Genomic DNA, 21,624 nt, shown 5'->3' with positions numbered 1-21,624 from the left:
AAGTCATTTAGGGAAATGACTTGCTTCTCTATGCGTGTTTATACATTTAGGTGAATTGTCATAAATGCGTCGTGCACAGGCACCGACACAATTCAGTTTATTAACTACAATTGTATATTCTCAAAATGAGAGGGAAGCCAGATGGACATTTGACTGACTTTTCACTGTATATTCATACTCTGCTTTGAATTGTCATAAATGCACCATGCACAGGTACCCGAAACACGAGGTACCCGAAACACGAAATGTCTGTTAGTAAAATAGAACCAATAATAGCTATTGACAAACGTGTCTATATACTCATTCTGTTTTTCTTGAAGTCTACCCTGTATACTAGTATAGGAATTATTTTGGAAAGGAGTTGGAACTATGAAGTTTTGTAAGAATTGTGGGCAGCAGAGCAGTGAAGAGGCTGCTTTTTGTACGAATTGCGGAGTGACGTTCCAGGCGGAAACAGAACCTAAGACGGGAACGGAAACACATCCTACAGTAGCAAAAACGCCCCAATCAAAGTCGGTTGAAACAAAGTCATCAACAGCGCCGGTTCCTCGGAAGCCGATGGGCAAAATGCAGAAAGCCCTTTTATCAGTTATTGGATTTATTATTTTGGCTTGCATTATTGCCCATCTGGTCGTGTCCAATCTATATGATCCAGTCAAAAAGATTGAGGCGATGAATACTGCGTATAACAGCAAAGACAAAGAAGCGTTTTTCAATGCTTTTCATTTCAAAGAAGGGACTGTTGCAAACGCAAAAGATTTCTACTCAACAGTCAATGAGTATGGATGGACTCGTCTGCGTGACAATCTCTCCGAAGAAATCGGAAAAATAAAGAACAAAGGACATATGGACATTATTTATAATGACGAAGGCGAATTTATTTCCCTACATAAGAAGCCGATTTTCTTTGGATTGTATAACGAAGTGGAATTCAATGTCATCCCTCTCGAAGTGAGCGTATGGGCGCCATTCGAGAACATGAAGTTCCGTTTCGCCGACAAGGAAGTCGTCAGCAAGGAGCAGGATGAGGAGATTGTTATCGGCAATTTCATCCCTGGCACTTACGAATGGTCATATGAATACGACGGCGTCATGCCGTTATCCGGCAAAGGGACGTATTCACCTTCTTATAACGCTGCAAATTCCACTTCTGTCGATGTGGATTGGGATTTCACCAGCATTACGATCGATTCCGATTTAGCGGACGCGATTGTCTATGTTGGAGGAAAGTCCACCGGCAAGAAGGTAAGTGAATTGGATTCACTTTATCCGGCGCAGGTGAATCCTGCTATCGAAGTCTTTGCTATGGCAAAGGATAAGGATGGGAATGAAGTGAAATCCGATGTCATTGCATTGGATGAAGAATATATTTATCTGCCTTTTGAATCTTTCCGGAAAGAACAAAGGATGGCTGAACAAGAAGAGGAAATTCGCGATGCATATAAACGATTCCGTTCTGATTATGCGAGCGCAATTTACTATGCAGATTTCAGTTATATTGAGGGGTACTTCAAAGAGGGCAGTAAAATAAAAAAGGACTATGCGAAATTCGTCACGGATCATGATGAAATCGCGGGGTACTATTATGAATTCATTTTAAATGACATCACTGATTTCAAAGTGATCTCGGATAGCAAGTTTGAACTTCAGACGTTTGAGACGTTCAATTTCTCTTCCGAATCGGATGGCCATCTCCATTATGAGAGGAAAAAGAAATATGTCTTCTCCTATAGTAACGATGAAATTTTTATTGACGAAATAGTAGATTTGGATACGAAAAAGACGAAAAAGTAATGTGAGGAGTGTCAGGAATGAAGACTTGTTCAGCATGCGGACATGTGCAGAATGACGGGAACTTTTGTGGGAAATGTGGCGGGAAACTCGAATCTCATGCAGGGGAACAGACGGCAGCTGCAGTACAAACAGAACAACCAATTCAACAAAATAGCGAACAGCTCGAGAAAATCAAAGAACAATCGAAGATGTATCTCGGTTATTTCGTAAGGCAACTGAAATCCCCATCGGGTCAATCAGACATGAGGAATAGCCTTATTAGCATAGGACTGTATATCTTGCTGACCGTAGTAGCAGTATACACATTAATTAAGAATCTATTGAGCAACTCATATTTCGGTTATATGGGTCCATCGTTTTTCCAGATCTTAATCTATGCAACCATATTCTTTGTTCTATTGATCGTAATCAGCGCCGCGGCAGTATTCATAACATCAATGTTATTCTCGGAAAACCTGAAATTCACCGAGGTAATTACTAAATTCGGAGGCTACTATGTAATCCCGATTGTGCTTACGGCGTTTGGTATCATTTTGTCTCTTATAAAATCCTATACAATTGCTGGAATGAGCATCTATCTCGGATTGATCATCGCATTTGGACTGATTCCTGTATTTGTGATGATCAGGCAGCTTAGCTTGAAATCAAAAGGAATTGATAGCTTTTATGCTTATTTGTTCTATTTGGTAATTAATGTGATATTCGGCATTATCATCGGTTTATTCATCGCCGACTCTGCAATTGGTGAAATAATAGATACTTTTAATTAAATAGGGAAAATCCGTCCACAAGAGAAAGTTGTGGACGGATTTTTATTTAGTCGATCAATTCGACGTCAGATATCTGCGTGAACCGGAATGATTTTTCTTATATAATGGCGTGTTGATTGAAATAATTTCGATACTCCGTGATGAGTTCGGTGCATGGAGCATCTTGCCTTCGCCAATGTAGATCGATACGTGATATACAGCTCCCTTACCGCCATTATGTGCGAAAAACATCAGATCTCCTGGCTGCAACTGACTCCGGCTGACCGCTTTTCCGTGAGTCGCCTGGACGAAGGAATCCCGCGGAATAAGTATGCCGTGGTTTTTATAGACGGAATAGATGATGCCGGAACAGTCAAAACCATAAGCGGAAGTCCCGGCCCATACATATGGGAGTCCCAAATACCGTTTGGCACTGTCAATGATGTCTTTGGCAGTCGGTTTAGGAATGGAGGCATAATTCGCGTATACTTTGGCGTCCCGTTTCAACATGAATTTCGTGTTGCCCTCAACGGTTAGAACTTCCAGAAACTGACCGTGTTCTGCCACGACTGGCAGGATTGTCGTGTAACTCACATCCAACCATTTCTGTTTGTCATCCCATTTCGCCACATTGTAGAGTGTGGCGATTTTTGCATCCACAATTGCAATTGGGCATTTCGTATCGTTGATAGAGGAGGCGGCAACATGCGATTTTGGGACCCACCCCTGATAGCCGTTCTTATGTCCGGTTTTCGCTTGATCCTTTATTGCGATATAATGCCAGTTCCCGCTTGATTTTATAATCTCGACAGGATCCCCGTACAACGCTTGTGTATCTGTTTTTCCTATGAGCCAAAGCTTTTGGGAAATCGTCAATTGGGATGACCATTTTTTCATATCCGGCTTTGCTTGGATTGAAATTTCATCGATAGGGCGCGTCTTGCCAGGGACATGCCATACGTTCGTTACCGGTACATTTATAGCGTATGACTTTTTGCTGTCCGTTGAATAGCAGACAGGACGCTTTCTGAATTCTGGGTTAAGAATTCTTGCTAAAAAAATGCTGAAATGCCCTTTTGTCAATGAAGCTGTCGGTTTAAACGAGCCATCTGAATAACCAAAAGTAATTTCATTCTCAACTAGAATACCAATTGCATCGCTCGCCCAATAGGATGAAGGTACATCGCGGAAAAGCGTTTGAGATTTTCCCTCCAAACTGAAAGCGGAAACCAAAATGGAAGCGGCTTCTGCCCGAGTCAATTGTTCATGGGGCTTGAACTCCCGATTTGCATTTCCGTTCATGAATCCCGCAGATGCTGCTGCCTGGATGATGGCATAATATTCATCCGAAGGGGTGACATCAATGAAATCGACATCCGGTAATCCTTCCGTCTCCATCCCTAACGCCGTTATAATCATTTCAGCCGCTTCGATGCGGGAAATCCTATTATTGACGCCTAATGATGGGCCTTCTGTTAGGATCCCATGACTGACGAGATACTCGATTTCCTTGCTTGCGGAATGAGTAAGGGGGACATCTTGATATGTTGGTACAGCAGCATGAACAGAAATACTAGCGAATAAAAAATAAACCGCAATAAATAGGCCAACTATCGTTTTTTTCAAAACATAACCTCCTTCTCTCGTAATATGATAATAGTACCATATGAAACTTTTTACTAAAACAGTTATAGGAAATAGTGTCTGCTCAATTTGGGTGCCTGTACGATACACATGCAGAAAAAAAGAATGAATTTTTTTGATATTGTAATTCAGGTATCACCCGCATAGTTTTATAGACCTATTTTCCGTTGAGAGTTATTGTGGATTTTTTTTGGTGCCTGTGCATCACACTATTCAGTTTATTAACTACAATTGCATATTCCAGAAGAGAAAAATCAGCCATACATGTAATGGCTGATTTTTCTATGTATTTTCATACCTTTAGGTGAATTGTCATAAATGTGTCTTGCACAGGCACCGACACAATTCAGTTTATTAACTACAATTGTATATTATCAAAAAAGGAAGTCAGCCATATAGACATTTGGCTGACTTTTAACTGTATATTCATACTCCGATTTGAATTGTCATAAATGCACCATGCACAGGCACCAAAAAAAAGCACCCAAATAATTACGATAGCTGATAATGTTTGTTTATTGTTTCTGAGAGGTTTTTATACTGAGAAAACATTTTCAGATAGATATGGTGGTTTTCTATGTTAGGTATGAAATGGCCTTGCATGGGGATGTGTTCTTTGATGGCTTCGAGACTAGCAACTTCCCCTATGCTGTATAATGCCAGCCAAGCAGCACCCCATGCAGAGCTTTGGTGACTGAGGGGGACGTACACTGGCTGGTTGAATACATCTGCTAGTATTTGAAGCCAAAGAGGTGAACGGGCAAATCCGCCGCTCGCCAATATTTTTTCCGGTTTACCTGCAAGTCGTTCTAATGCTTGGCCGACGTGGAAGATGCTGAAAACGACGCCTTCCATGCCTGCTCGGACGAGATGCTCTTTTTTATGTCGTAAGGAGAGTCCGAATAGATTACCCCTAACGTTAGAATTCCATATCGGGGCCCTTTCTCCATTTAGATAAGGAATGAATAAGAGGTCATCCGATCCGGCAGGGGCCAACGCAGCTAAAGAGCTCATTGACTCGTAGCTCATGTTTTCCCCTACCAACTCCTTCAACCACTTCAACACGATTCCGCCACTGTTTGTCGGTCCGCCAATTAGTGACAACGATTCGGTAAACGTATAACAAAAAGTCTGCTGGTATAGATCTGTTTTTGTTTGAGGTACCAACTGCCGGATTGCTCCGCTCGTTCCAATTGTGATTGCAACTTCACCCGGTTTGATAGCCCCTATGCCCAAGTTTGCCAAAGGCCCATCGCTTGCCCCAATTATGAAGGGAACATTCTCCCCTAAACCTGTTTTGTATGCAATTTCCCGTTTCAATCCTCTGATTTCGGTTGTCGGGGGAACAGGAGTAAACAGTTTGTCCTCAGTAATGCCAGCTATCTTTAGTGCGTCTGGATTCCAATTCAACGTATGTGAATCGAACAGGCCGGTAGCGGATGCGATTGAGTAATCGACAAGTTGTGATCCGAACCATCGGAATAATAAAAACTCTTTTATCGAAACAAATTTGTCAGCCGCAATAAATTGCGGATAGCCTGATTCCTTCATCCACATTAGTTTAACGAGCGGAGACATCGGGTGGATCGGAGTGCCTGTAGATTGGTATAGATTCGGACTCTGCTCCTTTAAGCGCCTTGCCTGGTTCGCTGCACGCCCATCTGCCCATGTAATGGAAGGTGACAAAGGCTCACCTTCATCATCGATGCAAATTAGGGAATGCATAGCACTCGATAACCCAATTGCCAAAATGGCATCAGCTTCAATTGTGCCAGTTTTCATTAATGAATTAATTGCCGTTATTGTTGCGTTTTCAATTTCGAGAGGATCTTGTTCCGCCCATCCATGATGAGGAGTATGTAATGGATATTCCACTTCATATTCACCGATAACAATACCGTTTCTATTGAATGCAATGGCTTTTGTGCTAGTAGTCCCAATATCAAGTCCTATGACGATTGAGTTAGTCAATTGAGGCACCTTCTTTATTTAATAATCACTTTTTGATTAAAGCTTTTTCACAGAAATTGCGTTTCTCATTTTTTGCAAAGAAGTTTTCATCCGGTCATTCAGTCGGATGCTCACATTTACATATAACGCATCAATAATACTTAATTGTGCAAGGCGGGATGCCAATGCTTCTGATCTGTATTCTGTCTCCAAAGAAACCGTCTGAAGGACGATATCAGCTTTTTCGCTTAGAGGCGTCTTTGAGAAATGGGTGATTCCAATAGTGGTAGCTCCATTTTTTTTTGCTGTTTCCAATGCATCAAGGACATCCCGGCTTGTGCCTGAGTGTGAAATGCAGACAACGACATCTTGATCAGTCAATTGTGCAGCACTCATTATTTGGAGATGTCCGTCTGTATAACAACTTGTGTACAAGCCGCTCCTAAGGAACTTGTGATGGGCGTCCAATGCGATTGAACCGGAACCGCCGTTGCCGTAGAATTCGATTTTTCTAGCGTTGACCAATGCGTTCACTGCATCTTTGAGTTGTTGTGGATCGATTACTTGGAGTGTGTCCTCGAGTGTTCTGATATTTGATTTGAATACCTTTTCCGCTATCGTTTTTTCATCGTCGCCCTCCGCAATCGTTTCGTGAATATCTTTCGTTGTTGAAATGATTTCAGATGCAAGGGCTATTTTCATTGCTTGGTAACCTTTGTAACCTAACCGTTTGGAAAAGCGGAAAACAGTGGCATCTGCTACGGAAAGTTCCTCAGCTATTTGACTGATCGTAGAATGGATGAAACGTTCTGGTTGGTTGAGTATAAAATCTGCTATCGCTTTTTCTTTATCACTCAGTTGCGCATAAATGGCACGTATGAGTGTAAAGCAATGTGGTGTTACATCTCTCATCATCGTTGTCTCCCTTGATTAAATCTTTCATTAATCATACATGATATTTTTTATTAATAATAACGAAATTTTTCACAAATGAATTCTCGAATAACTCTTGTATTAAAAAAAATTCGATATATAATTAGCTTACATGAAATATTTTTTCTTTTAAAGCATTTTGAAAGGGGTTACAACAATGAAATTGGCTATGATCGGCCTCGGGAAGATGGGTTTTAACTTAGCGTTGAACCTGATCGACCACAAACATGAAGTAGTTGCTTATGATGTTGATAGAGATGCAGTGGAGAAAATCACTGAACAAGGCGCTATTGGAGCAACTAGCTTGGAAGAGGCTATTCAACAACTAGAGACTCCCCGGGTCGTTTGGCTAATGGTGCCTGCAGGTGAAGTCACCGAAAATATCCTTTCCTCATTGGAGATTTTGTTGGAAGAAGGGGACATCGTCATTGAAGGCGGAAATTCAAAATATAAAGATTCAATACGTCGAGGGACGAAGCTTGCGGCCAAGGGAATCCACTTCCTTGACTGTGGAACAAGTGGCGGTGTGGACGGCGCGAGAAATGGAATCTGTACGATGGTCGGCGGGGATAAGGAAATATTCACATCGATTGAGGAAATCTTTAAAGACACTGCAGTGGAAAATGGCTATCTTTACGCTGGTAAATTAGGCAGCGGTCATTTCTTGAAAATGATTCATAACGGAATCGAATACGGTATGATGCAATCCATTGCTGAAGGTTTCGATATTCTTGAGAAAAGTGATTTCGACTATGATTTTGAGAAAGTGGCGAAGGTTTGGAACAACGGTTCTGTCATCCGCTCTTGGCTGATGGAACTGACTGAAAACGCATTCTCAAAAGATCCTAAGTTAGAAGCAGTGAGAGGAATCATGAATTCATCTGGATCAGGTAAATGGACCGTAGAAACATCGTTGGATCTGCAAGTGCCCGCGCCTGTTATTACGATGTCACTTCTAATGAGATACCGTTCCTTGGAAGATGATACTTTCACGGGTAAAGTGGTCGCTGCGTTACGAAATGAATTCGGTGGGCATGAAATTGTCGGGAAGTAAGATTTACAACATAAAAATTAGGGGGTAATTAGGTATGAAAAGATTGTTGACGGTTTTATTAGCTGCATTTATGGTCTTGTCACTAGCTGCTTGCAGCGACAACGGCGATTCAAAAGGCAGTGCTGCTGAAGGTAAAAACACAGGGGAAAAGAAAACTATCCGTGGAGGAATCGGTTTAAATGATTCACATCCGCAATATCTTGGTCTATTGAAATTTAAAGAGATCGTTGAAGAAAAGACAAATGGTGACATTACCGTTGAAACATATCATAGCGGACAACTTGGCGATGACCGTACGATGACGGAAGCTTTGCAATTAGGTTCTCAGGAAGTTACGATCCCTTCAACTGCACCGCTGGCCAACTTTGTTCCTGAGTTCAGCGTGTTTGACTTCCCGTTCCTTTTCCCGAGTGAAGAAGTTGCGGATAAAGTATTAGATGGTGAAGTGGGTCAGAAATTCCTAGACAAACTGGATAGCCAAAACTTGGTTGGGCTAGCGTATTGGGAAAATGGTTTCCGTGATGTAACGAATAGTAAACATGCCATCGCAACTGCGGCGGACTTCAAAGGACTTAAATTGCGTACAATGGAAAACGACCTTCACTTAGAGGCTTTCCGTGCATTAGGTGCAAATCCGACTCCTATGGCTTTCACTGAATTATTTACAGCAATGCAGCAAAAAACTGTAGACGGTCAAGAAAATCCGTTGGCGACGATCTACCTTCAAAAATATTACGAAGTACAATCACATGTATCAAACACACATCATATATATAGCCCGTTTGTATTTCTAATGAGCAAATCATTCTTTGATGGGTTGACAGAAGAACAACAAAAGATTGTTAAAGATGCAGCAATCGAAGCAGGTGTATACCAGCGTCAATTGAATCGTGAAGCGAACGAAAAGTATTTGACTGATCTTCAAGAAGCAGGCATCACGTACACGGAAGTCACACCTGAGGCACGTGAAGAGATGGTGAAACTTGTACAACCTGCAATTGAAAAATATACAGAAAAAATCGGTAAGGAAACGGTGCAAGAAGTATTCGATGCTATTGAAGCAGCTTCAAAGTAAGGGAACCTAAAAAGACTTAAAGGGGGGCATCCCCCTAAGTCTTTTTATTTATAAATACGGCTTCATACTCATCGAAATGTAAATTTTGAGTGAAAAGGAGATCGAAATGAAAATCATCCGATGGTTTGATCGGCATATTGAAGAACTGTTGTTGACAATCTTCACTTCTATTATGGTTACTGTCATATTTGTTCAGGTCGTAATGAGACGACTTGATAATTCTTTATCGTGGTCAGAAGAATTGGCCCGGTACTGTTTCATCTGGCTGGTTTACATTGGAATCAGTTACGGAGTTAAAAAGCAAAGGCATATCAAAGTGGATGTCCTGCTCGTCATGTTAAATCAAAAATGGAAAGTCATCTTAAATATATTATCAACTGTCTTATTTATCGTATTTGCAATATTCGTAGTTTACTACGGGTACGAAATCGCGAATAAATTATTATCTTTTGGTCAACAATCACCTGCATTACATATACCGATGGGATTAGTATATATGGCCACGCCGGTCGGAATGGGATTGACGGTCATTCGACTTATTCAAAACCTTATTACTTATTTCAAAGTATTACTAGGAAAAGAAGTACTCGAAGAACAAACGGAAGTATAAAAATAGGGACAATGATTCTGAATCATCGTGGAGGTTTAAGAGATGACTACTGCTGTATTATTTGGTAGTTTTGCGCTGCTGTTATTCCTAACTGTGCCAATCGGGATTTCTATCGGTCTGGCTACGCTTATTACAATTTTATATACCGGCAGTTTGCCAGTTGAGTTTTTAGTGAAAGAGTTAGTTACTTCTGTTGATTCCTTCCCTTTAATGGCAGTTCCGTTCTTTATTTTGGCTGGGGAAATCATGGGGAAAGGCGGAATCTCCGAAAGGTTATTTAAAGTGGCAAATGCAATTGTCGGGAACAAGACGGGTGGGTTTGCAATTGCGACGATCATCACATGTATGTTTTTCGCTGCGATTTCCGGTTCCGGTCCAGCTACTGTTGCGGCGATCGGCGGTATTATGATTCCGGCAATGGTCCGTAACGGTTATGATAAGAAATTTGCAACAGCGGTTGTTGCCGCTGCGGGTTCAATCGGAGTCATTATCCCTCCGAGCATTCCCATGGTCATTTACGGTGTTGTTGGAAACGCATCAATCGGGAATCTATTCATCGCTGGAATTGTACCTGGAATTCTAGTCGGACTATCGATGATCATTTACGCGTATTTTTATTCGAAGAAAAAAGGATACAAAGGGTTGGATGAACCTACATCCTTCAAAAAAATAGGAGTTGCCATATGGGAAGCTAAATGGGCTTTGCTAATTCCGGTCATTATTTTAGGAGGGATTTACGGCGGATACTTCACGCCGACAGAAGCAGCAGTTATCGCGGTTGTTTATGGTCTTTTCGCTTCAACTGTTTTATATCGCGAACTTCGGATTAAAGATTTGCCGAAAGTCATGATTGATTCAGCATTGACGACTGCAACTGTTTTAATCATTGTCGGAACAGCAACCGCGTTCGGAAGATATTTGACAATCGAACAAGTCCCGACGAAAGTGGCAAATGCTCTTATGAATGTTTCAAGTGAGCCGATTATCATCATCTTGCTCATCACTGCACTTTTATTGGTTGTCGGAATGTTCATGGACACCCTTGCCGCTATTATCATTCTGACACCAATCCTATTGCCGATTGCTATTCAGATCGGCTATGATCCAATCCATTTCGGCATTCTGATGGTCGTCAACTTGGCGATCGGATTCATCACACCACCGCTTGGAGTGAATCTGTTTGTTGCTTCAGGAATTTCGGGACTTTCGCTTGAGTCGTTATCCCGTGCGGTAATCCCATTTGTTTTTGCAATGATCTTCACATTATTGCTGATTACATTCATTCCGCAGCTTTCGTTATTCTTGGTAGGGTTTGCGAAATGATTACATTAAATGAGGCAGGTTCTCTAGTGAATGAAATCGATGTGTTTACACTTGGCGAAACGATGGTTCTTTTTCAACCTGAACAATTTCTACCTATGGAGTATGTACATCAATTCCCCAAAAGCATTGGCGGCGCCGAATCGAATGTAGCAATCGGCTTGACGAGGTTGGGACATTCTGTCGGATGGTTCAGCAAACTGGGCAATGACCCTTTCGGAAGGTACATCCTCAAACTTGTTCGGGGGGAAGGCGTGGACGTCTCTTCGTGTCTTCTGACGGATGACGCACAAACAGGTTTGATTTTTAAAGAGCGATTGACCCCGGAAGATATCAACGTTTACTATTATCGGAAAAATTCCGCGGCCAGTTTAATGAAAGAAACCGATTTGAATGAACAATATATTGCGCAAGCCAAAATTCTTCACATTACAGGGATCACGCCCGCTCTTAGTGAATCATGTTATCGAACTGTAATGAAAGCAATTGAAATTGCAAAAAAGAACGGCATGATGATTGTCTTTGATCCGAATTTACGCCTGAAGCTTTGGTCTGCGGAGCGAGCAAAAAACGTGTTCAATGAAATTGCTTCTTATGCAGATGTGATTTTGCCCGGACTTGACGAAGGTCAATTTATGACTGGCATGGTGGAAGTGGAAGATGTGGCTGATGCTTTAATGAATGATAGCGATAAGACAATCATCATAAAGCTCGGAAGTAGAGGAGCTTACTTACAGACAAAGGATGAAAAAGCTTATATAGAAGGGTTTCCTGTTAAGCGATTAGTTGATCCTGTAGGTGCAGGCGATGGTTTTGCGGCTGGAATCATTAGTGGGATTTTACGTCAAGAACCGCTGCGACTTGTCGTCAAACGGGCGAATGCCATCGGAGCAATGGTTGTCGGTGTCCATGGTGATGTAGAAGGCTTGCCGACACTTTCTGCTGTCGAAAGATACATGGATCCTACTGCTGATGGACGGGATGTAAAAAGATGATAAAGGGAGCGTTCACTCATGAAAAAATGGGAGGATCTTTTACGGCTTAAAGAATCGGGATTGGTCGCTGTGATCCGGAGACCTACTCAATCACAGATCCATTCAATAGCGGAAGCGCTCGTTTTCGGTGGAGTTGGCGCTTTGGAAATTACAGTTGATACCCCCGGCGCTTTTGCCATGATAAAAAGCTTAAAAGAGACATTCAAAGATAGAGCCCTCGTCGGAGCAGGTACTGTGTTGGATGCCGAATCAGCAAAAGCGGCAATTGATGCAGGATCAGATTTTATTTTCTCTCCCAGTTTCGATGTTAATACGATCCAGATTACGAACCGCTACGGAAAGATTTCCATCCCTGGTGTTATGACCCCTACAGAAATCGTCCAAGCCTATTCGGCGGGGGCTGATATTCTTAAGGTTTTTCCGGGTGATGCACTTGGTGCCAATTACTTGAAAGATTTACAAGGTCCACTTGGACATATACCCATGATGCCAACAGGCGGAGTGAGTCTGGATAATGTAGAGAAGTTCATTAAGAATGGCGCGGTTGCAGTTGGAGTCGGCGGAACGTTGGTTGATGGAAAAGCGATCGCTGAAGAGCGTTATGACGAGCTTACGAAGATTGCCGAGCAGTTCATCAAGAAAATCCAACAGGCAAGGAACTGAGATTCCCGCTTGTTGTTGCAATTAAGGGAGGCCATATACATGAAAATCACCAAAATGGAAACATTCATCGTACCACCCAGATGGCTGTTCCTGAAGATTGAAACGGATGAAGGAATTGTCGGATGGGGAGAGCCGGTTGTCGAGGGTCGGGCGGCCACAGTAGAAGCAGCCGTCAAGGAATTAAGCGAGTATATTATCGGCAAAGACCCTCTTCGAATTGAGGATCATTGGCAAACGATGTACCGTGCCGGTTTTTATCGGGGAGGTCCCATCCTGATGAGCGCAATCGCAGGGATTGACCAGGCTTTATGGGATATCAAAGGTAAATTTTATAATGCGCCGGTTTATGAATTAATGGGCGGTGCATGCCGGGATTCAGTCCGCGTTTATTCCTGGATTGGGGGTGACCGTCCGAGTGATGTAGGAACAGCGGCGAAAGAGGCGGTTGCTGCCGGGTTTACGGCCTTAAAAATGAATGGAACGGAAGAACTTCAATATATTGATTCATATCAAAAGATCGATGAAGCAATCGAAAGAATCGCGGTCGTTCGTGAAGCTGTCGGGGACTATATCGGGATTGGAATTGACTTCCACGGACGCGTACATAAACCGATGGCTAAACTATTGGCAAAGGAGCTGGAGCAGTTCAGGCCAATGTTCATCGAAGAACCTGTGTTGCCTGAGAACAATGAAGCCCTTCGTGAAGTCGCACGCGTGACAAATATTCCGATTGCGACAGGGGAGCGCATGTATTCCAAATGGGACTTTAAAAAGCTGCTCGAAGATGGCTATGTGGATATCATCCAACCTGATCTGTCCCATGCTGGTGGAATCACGGAATGTAAAAAAATCTTCTCAATGGCTGAAGCGTATGATGTTGCTGTTGCACCGCATTGTCCACTCGGTCCGATTGCATTAGCTTCTTGTCTTCAAGTGGATGCGACATCTCATAATGTCTTCATTCAGGAGCAGAGTTTAGGCATTCACTACAATCAAGGCAGTGATTTATTGGATTACTTGAACGATCCGAAGGTATTTGATTATAAAGAAGGCTATGTTGACATGTTGCATCAGCCTGGGCTAGGTATTTCGATAAACGAAGAGTTTGTAAGGGAACAAGCAAAGATAGGACATAATTGGAAGAACCCTGTGTGGCGACATAAAGATGGGACAATCGCCGAGTGGTAAGCAATTTCCATATACATTCAAAATAGAAGTACGAGTCGGGGCGAGAAGGAGTGGCTGATTTGAGCCGTTTTAAAGTCGTAGTGACAGATTATGAATACGAAACATTTGCACCAGAACAAGAGGTGTTGAGTAAGATCGGTGTAGAACTGACCTTGGAGCAATGTCATACAGAAGAGGAAGTCATTTCTGCGTGTAAAGATGCTGATGCTTTGATCAGTCAATATGCACCTATCAGCCGGAATGTCATAGAAAATCTTGAAAAATGTAAAGTGATTGCCCGTTATGGAGTCGGCTTCAATACAATCGATGTGGAGGCGGCAACCGAAAAAGGCATTATTGTGGGGAATGTGACTGACTATTGTTTGGATGAAGTATCGGATCATACAATCGCTTTGCTTCTTGCAAGTGCCCGCAAAATTACAACTCTGAATAATGCAGTGAAAAAAGGGATATGGGATTTCAACCTTGCTGTTCCTGTTTTCCGTTTAAGAGGACGTACACTAGGTCTCATCGGACTGGGGAATATCCCCCGTGCAGTTGCGAAAAAAGCCCAGGCATTCGGTCTGGACGTCATTGCTTTTGATCCTTTCGTGCCTGAAACTGTAGCAAGTGGACTGGGTATCCGTTTGGTGAGTTTAGGTGACCTCTGTGAAATGTCGGATTTCATTTCTGTTCATGTCCCGCTGAATCAGTATACAGAAGGAATGATCAGTGTAAATCAGTTTGCGAAAATGAAGGAAGAGGCCTTTATCATTAATACTGCCCGAGGGCCCATCATTGACGAGCAAGCAATGATCCAAGCATTACAAGAAGGGAAAATTGCTGGGGCGGCGCTGGATGTTCTTGAAGTGGAACCGATTGCCCTGACGAACCCATTGTTGTTGAAAATGGATAATGTCATCCTCACACCACATGCAGCCTTTTATTCTATAGAAGCGGAAAATGAACTGAAAAAGAAAACCGCACAAAATGTTGCAGATGTCTTATCCGGTTTTTATCCAACCTATCTCGTAAATAAAGACGTGAAAGAACAGGTTAAATTGAAAGAAAAAGACTAAGTAAAGGAGAGAGGTATATGGAGAAAAAATACACTGAAAATGTTGTCGTTAATATTTCGAAGGATGTAACGATTATTGAGGTCAGTCAAGCTACGCAGAAGTTTACATCTGAAATCTATCTTAAAAAGAATGTAAATGGACACATTCATGAAATAAATCTAAAAAGTTTTCTTGGCCTGATAACATTGCAGCTCCGTAATGGAGATCATCTTGTCGTCAGCGCAATCGGTGAAGATTGTGAAGAAGCGGTAGAAGAGGTTGTCGGCTATTTAAGCTGAATAGAGTCATACATACCAAAGAAGGTGCAAAATGAAGGAGCAAATCGATACGTTAAAAAAAGCAGCAGGGGAAAAGGCTGCGGAATATATTGAAGATGGCATGGTCATTGGACTTGGTTCCGGATCCACTGTTTATTGGACATTGAAAAAGATAGGCGAACTCGTTGCGCAAGGCATGGATATCAAAGGAATTCCTTCGTCTAAAAGAACAGAGGGATGGGCACACGATTTCGGTATTCCGCTGACCGATTTCTCGAAAGTTGGAATGTTGAATTTGGCGATCGATGGAGCCGATGAAATCGACCCGAACTTTAACTTGATAAAAGGAGGAGGAGGGTCATTAGTACGGGAGAAGATTGTGGATGTTCATTCGAAGAAATTGATCATTGTCGGTGATGAATCCAAGATGGTTACCCAACTCGGCAAATTTCCTTTGCCAGTTGAAATCCTTCCATTTGGTTGGGAGCTTACAGCTAAAAAAATTATGGGAATTGGCGGTAGCCCCAGATTGAGAATGGTTGAGGGAGAGGCCTTCATTTCCAATAACGGAAATTACATTGTTGACTGTGATTTTAAAACGATTCCTAATCCACAAGAACTCCACCAACAATTGAAACAAATGCTTGGAGTTGTGGAAACAGGCTTGTTCATCGGAATGACCGATACGATTATTATTGCTGGTCAAACGGACGTGAAGGTCATTGAAAAGACACCCTAAAATAATATCAATGTAAGAACATAATAGGTGGAGTATAAGAAGGGCTGTCCAGAAAAACGGCGTAATCCAATTTTCCGTGACAGCCCTTTCTAGAAATAGGTGCCTGTGCAGAACACTATTCAGTTTATTAACTACAATTGCATATTGTTAAATTGAGAAGCCAGTCATTTAGAGAAATGACTGGCTTCTATTTGCTTATTTATACATTTAGGTGAATTGTCATAAATGCGTCGTGCACAGGCACCAACACAATTCAGTTTATTAACTACAATTGTATATTATCAAAAAGGGAAGTCAACCATATAGACATTTGGCTAACTTTTCACTGTATATTCATACTCTGCTTTGAATTGTCATAAATGCACCATGCACAGGCACCGGGATTTAAATTTTACATTAAATTTAATTGTATATATTGATTTTTCTGTATTCGGGAGCGATAATGAATGAATAGCTATGGGGAATGGGCAGCTTATAACCCCCAGAGTGAGCAGAATAATAGAGGAGCGGATAAAAATGAAAAGATATCAAAAGTCTTTGGATCTTCATGAAATGTGGCAAGGGAAATTAGAGATTACGGTCAAAGCTCCTATTAATAATGCGGAGGATCTAAGTCAGGCCTATTCTCCAGGAGTTGCAGGTCCCTGTATTGAAATTGCCAACGAAAAGGACTCCATCTATAAATATACGATGAAAGGTAATACGGTGGCAGTTATCAGTAATGGGACAGCTGTCCTAGGCTTGGGCGATATTGGAGCGGAGGCGGCAATCCCGGTAATGGAAGGGAAGTCCGCGCTTTTTAAGCGATTTGCGGGGATTAACTCTGTTCCCCTATGCCTGGATACTCGTGATGCTGAAGATTTTATCCGTACCGTTAAAAACCTTGCCCCTGTATTCGGTGGCATTAATTTAGAAGATATTGCGGCTCCTGATTGTTTTTATATAGAAGAACGTTTGAAAGAGGAATTGGATATTCCTGTTTTTCATGATGACCAGCACGGAACTGCAATCGTTGTAGCTGCCGCTCTGTTGAATGCTGGAAAACTTGTAGGCAAAGAAATCAGTGAGATGAAAATTGTAATTAATGGCGCGGGTGCAGCAGGTATTGCGATTGCAAAACTGTTGCATTCATTCGAAGCAAATGAAATTATCGTCTGCGATACGAAGGGCGCGATTTACAAAGGGCGCCCACTTGGGATGAATGGATTGAAAGACGTCATTGCTGAATTTACAAACCTCCAACGCAAACGGGGGGATTTATCGGATGTCATCCAAGGCGCAGACGTATTTATCGGAGTATCAGCTGCCGGGGCATTAACGGCTCAAATGATCAAATCGATGGATAAAGACTCTATCGTATTTGCGCTAGCTAATCCCACGCCAGAAATTATGCCGGAGGAAGCAAAATTGGCAGGCGTACGCGTCATAGGCACTGGCCGTTCGGATTATCCAAATCAGATTAACAATTTGCTTGCCTTCCCTGGAATATTCAAGGGCGCCCTGCAAGTTCGCGCAAGTCAAATCAATGAAGATATGAAGAGGGAAGCCGCCAAAGCCATTGCTTCTCTCGTTTCGATAGAGGAGTTATCTGAGGAATATGTCGTCCCCAATCCATTTGACAGCAGAGTGGTGGATAGTGTAGCTCAAGCAGTCGCCATGTCGGCATGCCGGTCAGGAAAAGGCCTTCTGTGTGAAGTGCTAGTGTAAGCCTTGGAACCAGTGCCTGTGCAACACACGATTCAGTTTATTAACTACAATTGTATATTGGTAAATTGGGAAGCCAGTCATTTAGGGAAATGACTGGCTTCTATTTGTTTGTTTATACATTTAGGTGAATTGTCATAAATGCGCCGTGCACAGGCACCAACACTATTCAGTTTATTAACTACAATTGTATATTATCAAAAAGGGAAGTCAGTCAAATAGACATTTGGCTGACTTTTCACTGTATATTCATACCCTGCTTTGAATCGTCATAAATGCACCATGCACAGGCACGGAAAGTGTAATAGATGGCGTATGGAAGAAGGGCTGTCCCGAAAAGCGGTGAAAACCGACTTTCGGGACAGCCCTTTCTAATTTACTGATCGTTATTGATTCAACTTCATAGTGGGGGTATTGGGCAGTAACCACCAAAGAATAACGCAATTAAAAACAGAATAGACTAATTTAAAATGCTCGCATAAAATAATAAGATTACTTTTACGTTAAGTTAAAATCAAAAAATGTGAGGAGAGTTTTTTAGTATTGCAACGAATTAAACTTACGATCTTGCAATTTCTCCAAGAGCCTTTGTGGTTTAAAATCCTAATATCTGCAAGTTTGCTTTTATCAATTGTTTTTAGTAGTTCATTATTCTCCAATAACATTGTCTTTCAGGTTTATTCAAAATTAGCTGCTGCTATCTTTTTTTGCACCTATGGTTTTAAGTTCAGAAAGAATCTTAAAATAGCTCTCATCTTCTTCACCTTAGCGGGTATATGTATTCTTCTTTCCATTCTGGCACAATAGTAGAATGCTTAAGGATGTAGTTGTACGGAAATGACGCAGTCAGCAGATTATTATTTGTTTGCTTTGTCTTATGTCGCAATCGGACCAAGTTGAGCAGAATGCAGGGCTTCTCCAGGACACTTTATATAGTAAGGAAGGGTTGTCCAGAAATCCGGCGCAAACCGATTTTCCATGACAACCCTGATCTCGTTGAATTACATTCTACTTGGCATTCTCATCAGGTTGATGGATACCAAACACATTGCCTTCCGTGTCGATAAAATAGCCTTGCCACGCCATGCCGGGAAGGGCGTATTTAGGCATGGCCACGGTGCCGCCATTTGCCAGGATTTTCTCTTCGGTTGCATCGTAATTCTCCACACCCATTGTGCAAGCAAATCCATTCATGGCTTGTCCTGCCTGAGGTGGAGGGCTTTGTCGCTGCATTAGAGCACCATTGATTCCAAGTTCGCTGTCATCACCCGTCACTGCTCCGTAGTAAGGCATTCCCGCAAAATCACTCCAATCCTGGAATGACCAACCGAATACCTCGCCATAAAACTTCTTTGCCCGCTCCATGTCATCTACATGAATTTCAAAATGAACTAATCTCCCCATAATTTCCTCCTGTTTTCGTGATTTATTTTAGAATATTTAGGTTTATTCAACTAATTATACCACTGCATTCTAGGCCGTGTAAATTAGCTGTAGATTAGGGAAAGATTAGTATTATCTATTGAATGAACAAAGTCATCGATTGAATACGGCGATTTATCTATCGAATTTGTGGAATTCTCCCCTGGCGATTGAAGGATAAAAGGTAATGTTATTTCATAGGATATTGAGTTTTATAAGGAGAGCTAAGAAGTTTCTAATATTAGTGACAACACGTTTTTTAGGAAAAGCTTTAGTGGAGGAAACAGTGGAAAGAGGGCAATAGGTCAGACTACAGAATGGAAAGCAAGAATCTCAGGAGAACGGGAATTGGAGCTATTGGAAGTGTGGCTTCAAAATGCTGAATAAACGATGCTTGCACAACGCACAATTCAGTTTATTAACTACTATTGTATAATAGAAAAACGGAAAGCCAGTCATATTTGATATTGACTGGCTATCCTCTGTATATTCATTCTTCCTGTTGAGTTTTAACTAAATGCATTATGCACAGGTACCGTCACATTTATCGCAGGAATCCTGGATCGTACTTTCTTGCAAAATTATTTTGGTTTGATACAAGGTAGATAATCCCTTCAATTAATCCGATAAGTGAGGGGATGTATGTCCAACAAAAAAGAATATAAAGAATCCCCCAACCCCACTTACCAAGGTAAAATTTGTGAATTCCTAAACCACCTAAAAAGATTGCCAATAAACCTGCAGTTGTCTTACTTTTTGTGAGTCCAAATGCCTGTCCCTCATTTCCAACTGCTGCACTTGAGGAGGATGAGGAACTTGAACTAGCCCCACCTGCATTCATAAATACCATTGGTTGATTTTTATTCATGTTGTCTTCTAGTCTTTCAATCTTTCTTTTACTATCATCAAACAGTTCATCAACACAACTTTTACAATAGTTCTTTCTTTTAATTTCAGTGTTACAGTTTTCACAAATGAATTTCCCACATCCTACACATGTACCAACGGAACTTGCCTCGGCATGAACATAGCAATTAACCAACTTATTCTCCCCTTCAGAAAACTTTATAGTTATTTATAATTATATCATTAACTAGTACAAAGCACACTTATTTTTTGCTCAATCAATAGAAAAAGTACCTTGCCCTCCTCCCTATTGTCAAATGGTATGCGATCTTTGAATGGGTTTTAATTATCTATCGAATCCAAGAAGTTATCTATTTATGGGAAGTTATCACCAATACGGGACTATCCGCCTGGCGATTGAAGGATAAAAAGTAATGTTATTTCATATGATAGTGGGTTTTATAAAGAGGATTCCATTCGTTTGTGGCGAATGTATTTGAAAATGAAATTCATTAAAGCGAACGGGGAGAGATAGATGAATGTTCTTATATTAGGAGGCACAAGATTCTTAGGCAGGGCTTTAATGGAGGAAGCGTTAAATAGAGGGCACAAGGTAACTTTGTTTAATCGTGGCACTAATCCTGAAGTTTTTCCTGAAGTGGAACAGCTGATTGGCGATCGCAACGGTGATGTGTCCCAACTGGAAAATCGGAAGTGGGATGTTGTCATGGACACGTGTGGGATTTCGCCGCATCAAATCGGGAAAATCGCTGCTGTACTTGGGGATAGCGTAAAGCATATGACCTATATTTCGAGTATCTCCGTTTACCCGGATTGGATTCCTCTAAATATTGCGGAGGACTATCATGTGCATTCCATCCCACCGGAAAATGTGCTGAAAGACATTGAGGAGGGTACTGTATCTCCTTACGAGTTTTACGGTGGAATGAAAGTAGCATGTGAAGCGGAAGCGGAGAAGTATTGGCCTGGTGGGGTATTGCAATTGAGAGCCGGGCTGCTCGTTGGGTCGTATGATTATACTGACCGGCTTCCGTACTGGGTTCAGCGTGTTGCGCAAGGCGGGACGGTGTTGGTGCCAGGGCGTCCGGAGCGGGCTGTCCAATTCATTGACGTCAAAGATCTAGCAGCATGGGCGCTCCATAAGGCGGAAAACAGAAAAGCGGGTACGTTCAATGTAACGGGGCCGGGTAGTGAATTAACGATGGCAGAGTTCTTGAACACGTGCAAATCCGTGACGGAAAGTAATGCCGAATTTGTATGGGCGGACGAACAATTCATGCTTGAGCAAAAGGTGTAGCCATGGACGGAAATGCCGTTATGGATTCCTGAACAATTCGCGTTGGAAGGAGCAGCCGAACCTTGGAAAGGTAGTTCATTCATTAGTATAGAGAAAGCGGTCACAGATGGCCTGTCCTTCCGACCGCTTGAGGAAACAATTTCCGATATTTATCAATGCGTAAAGGTAAAGGAAACAGAATGGAAAGCAGGAATCTCACGGGAACGGGAGCAGGAACTGCTGAACTGTTTTTCCAAAGAGACAATCTAGACCAGAAGGGGACTCTACATGAGGAAGACAACCTGGCAGCGGGAATTGATACTGTC

At 42.0% G+C, this 21,624-nt stretch carries 17 protein-coding genes and 2 pseudogenes; 14 read left to right on the top strand and 5 right to left on the bottom strand.

The features are described from left to right. The first annotated feature begins 369 nt into the window (after positions 1-369). Together M3193_RS07840 and M3193_RS07835 are read left to right on the top strand one after the other, a co-directional pair. Positions 370-1,794, top strand: coding sequence for a TcaA NTF2-like domain-containing protein (locus M3193_RS07840; protein ID WP_251625833.1), 1,425 nt, complete (start codon positions 370-372; stop codon positions 1,792-1,794). Between the two features lie 17 nt (positions 1,795-1,811). Beyond that, positions 1,812-2,564, top strand: coding sequence for a zinc ribbon domain-containing protein (locus M3193_RS07835; protein WP_251625830.1), 753 nt, complete (start codon positions 1,812-1,814; stop codon positions 2,562-2,564). A 54-nt stretch (positions 2,565-2,618) separates the two neighbouring features. Here M3193_RS07835 and M3193_RS07830 read toward each other — a convergent pair whose 3' ends face one another. The 3 genes from M3193_RS07830 to M3193_RS07820 all read right to left on the bottom strand — a co-directional run bounded on the left by M3193_RS07830 (position 2,619) and on the right by M3193_RS07820 (position 7,052). Next, positions 2,619-4,169, bottom strand: coding sequence for an S-layer homology domain-containing protein (locus M3193_RS07830; RefSeq protein ID WP_251625827.1), 1,551 nt, complete (start codon positions 4,167-4,169; stop codon positions 2,619-2,621). Positions 4,170-4,679: 510 nt separating this feature from the next. Beyond that, the gene (locus M3193_RS07825; RefSeq protein WP_251625822.1) at positions 4,680-6,158 is read right to left on the bottom strand and encodes a gluconokinase; all 1,479 of its coding nucleotides are present in this window, start codon (positions 6,156-6,158) and stop codon (positions 4,680-4,682) included. A gap of 36 nt (positions 6,159-6,194) precedes the next feature. Continuing rightward, complete coding sequence (locus tag M3193_RS07820) at positions 6,195-7,052, bottom strand: MurR/RpiR family transcriptional regulator (RefSeq protein ID WP_251625819.1); 858 nt, start codon at positions 7,050-7,052, stop codon at positions 6,195-6,197. A gap of 175 nt (positions 7,053-7,227) precedes the next feature. Here M3193_RS07820 and gnd point away from each other — a divergent pair, with 175 nt between their 5' ends. From gnd to M3193_RS07765, 11 genes are all read left to right on the top strand, one after another. Then, positions 7,228-8,124, top strand: coding sequence for a phosphogluconate dehydrogenase (NAD(+)-dependent, decarboxylating) (gene gnd, locus M3193_RS07815; RefSeq protein WP_251625816.1), 897 nt, complete (start codon positions 7,228-7,230; stop codon positions 8,122-8,124). A gap of 34 nt (positions 8,125-8,158) precedes the next feature. Continuing rightward, positions 8,159-9,199, top strand: a complete 1,041-nt coding sequence (locus tag M3193_RS07810; RefSeq protein WP_251625812.1) for a TRAP transporter substrate-binding protein — start codon at positions 8,159-8,161, stop codon at positions 9,197-9,199. A gap of 106 nt (positions 9,200-9,305) precedes the next feature. Next, positions 9,306-9,809 (top strand): TRAP transporter small permease, encoded by a 504-nt coding sequence (locus M3193_RS07805; RefSeq protein WP_251625809.1) that lies wholly within the window; start codon positions 9,306-9,308, stop codon positions 9,807-9,809. 42 nt (positions 9,810-9,851) lie between these two features. Next, positions 9,852-11,132 (top strand): TRAP transporter large permease, encoded by a 1,281-nt coding sequence (locus tag M3193_RS07800; protein WP_251625807.1) that lies wholly within the window; start codon positions 9,852-9,854, stop codon positions 11,130-11,132. A gap of 26 nt (positions 11,133-11,158) precedes the next feature. Then, entirely contained in the window at positions 11,159-12,124 is a 966-nt protein-coding gene (locus M3193_RS07795) for a sugar kinase (RefSeq protein ID WP_251627249.1), read from the top strand. 18 nt (positions 12,125-12,142) lie between these two features. Beyond that, positions 12,143-12,787: a bifunctional 4-hydroxy-2-oxoglutarate aldolase/2-dehydro-3-deoxy-phosphogluconate aldolase gene (locus M3193_RS07790; protein ID WP_251625804.1), complete on the top strand. Its 645-nt coding sequence runs from the start codon at positions 12,143-12,145 to the stop codon at positions 12,785-12,787. Between the two features lie 39 nt (positions 12,788-12,826). Then, positions 12,827-13,975, top strand: coding sequence for a galactonate dehydratase (dgoD, locus tag M3193_RS07785; RefSeq protein WP_251625801.1), 1,149 nt, complete (start codon positions 12,827-12,829; stop codon positions 13,973-13,975). Between the two features lie 59 nt (positions 13,976-14,034). Beyond that, a complete protein-coding gene (locus M3193_RS07780; RefSeq protein ID WP_251625798.1) occupies positions 14,035-15,033 on the top strand; it encodes a C-terminal binding protein in 999 nt (332 codons plus the stop codon). A gap of 17 nt (positions 15,034-15,050) precedes the next feature. Further along, positions 15,051-15,311, top strand: a complete 261-nt coding sequence (locus tag M3193_RS07775; RefSeq protein WP_251625796.1) for an HPr family phosphocarrier protein — start codon at positions 15,051-15,053, stop codon at positions 15,309-15,311. A gap of 31 nt (positions 15,312-15,342) precedes the next feature. Beyond that, the gene (gene rpiA, locus M3193_RS07770) at positions 15,343-16,029 is read left to right on the top strand and encodes a ribose-5-phosphate isomerase RpiA (protein WP_251625793.1); all 687 of its coding nucleotides are present in this window, start codon (positions 15,343-15,345) and stop codon (positions 16,027-16,029) included. A gap of 516 nt (positions 16,030-16,545) precedes the next feature. Continuing rightward, on the top strand, positions 16,546-17,736 hold the full coding sequence (locus M3193_RS07765) for an NAD(P)-dependent malic enzyme (protein WP_251625790.1): 1,191 nt from the start codon (positions 16,546-16,548) through the stop codon (positions 17,734-17,736). 1,005 nt (positions 17,737-18,741) lie between these two features. Here the strand turns inward: M3193_RS07765 and M3193_RS07760 are convergent. Further along, positions 18,742-19,137, bottom strand: coding sequence for a VOC family protein (locus M3193_RS07760; RefSeq protein ID WP_251625788.1), 396 nt, complete (start codon positions 19,135-19,137; stop codon positions 18,742-18,744). 562 nt (positions 19,138-19,699) lie between these two features. Further along, positions 19,700-19,912, bottom strand: a pseudogene (locus tag M3193_RS07755) (TM2 domain-containing protein); the annotation flags it as partial. A gap of 624 nt (positions 19,913-20,536) precedes the next feature. Here M3193_RS07755 and M3193_RS07750 point away from each other — a divergent pair. Continuing rightward, positions 20,537-21,568: pseudogene (locus M3193_RS07750) on the top strand (NAD-dependent epimerase/dehydratase family protein). The last annotated feature ends 56 nt before the right edge of the window (positions 21,569-21,624 follow it).

The organism is Sporosarcina luteola, assembly GCF_023715585.1.
Lineage (GTDB): Bacteria > Bacillota > Bacilli > Bacillales_A > Planococcaceae > Sporosarcina > Sporosarcina luteola_D.
The sequence above is the reverse complement of the archived record's forward strand: the minus strand, read 5'-3'. Positions and strand labels throughout refer to the sequence as shown.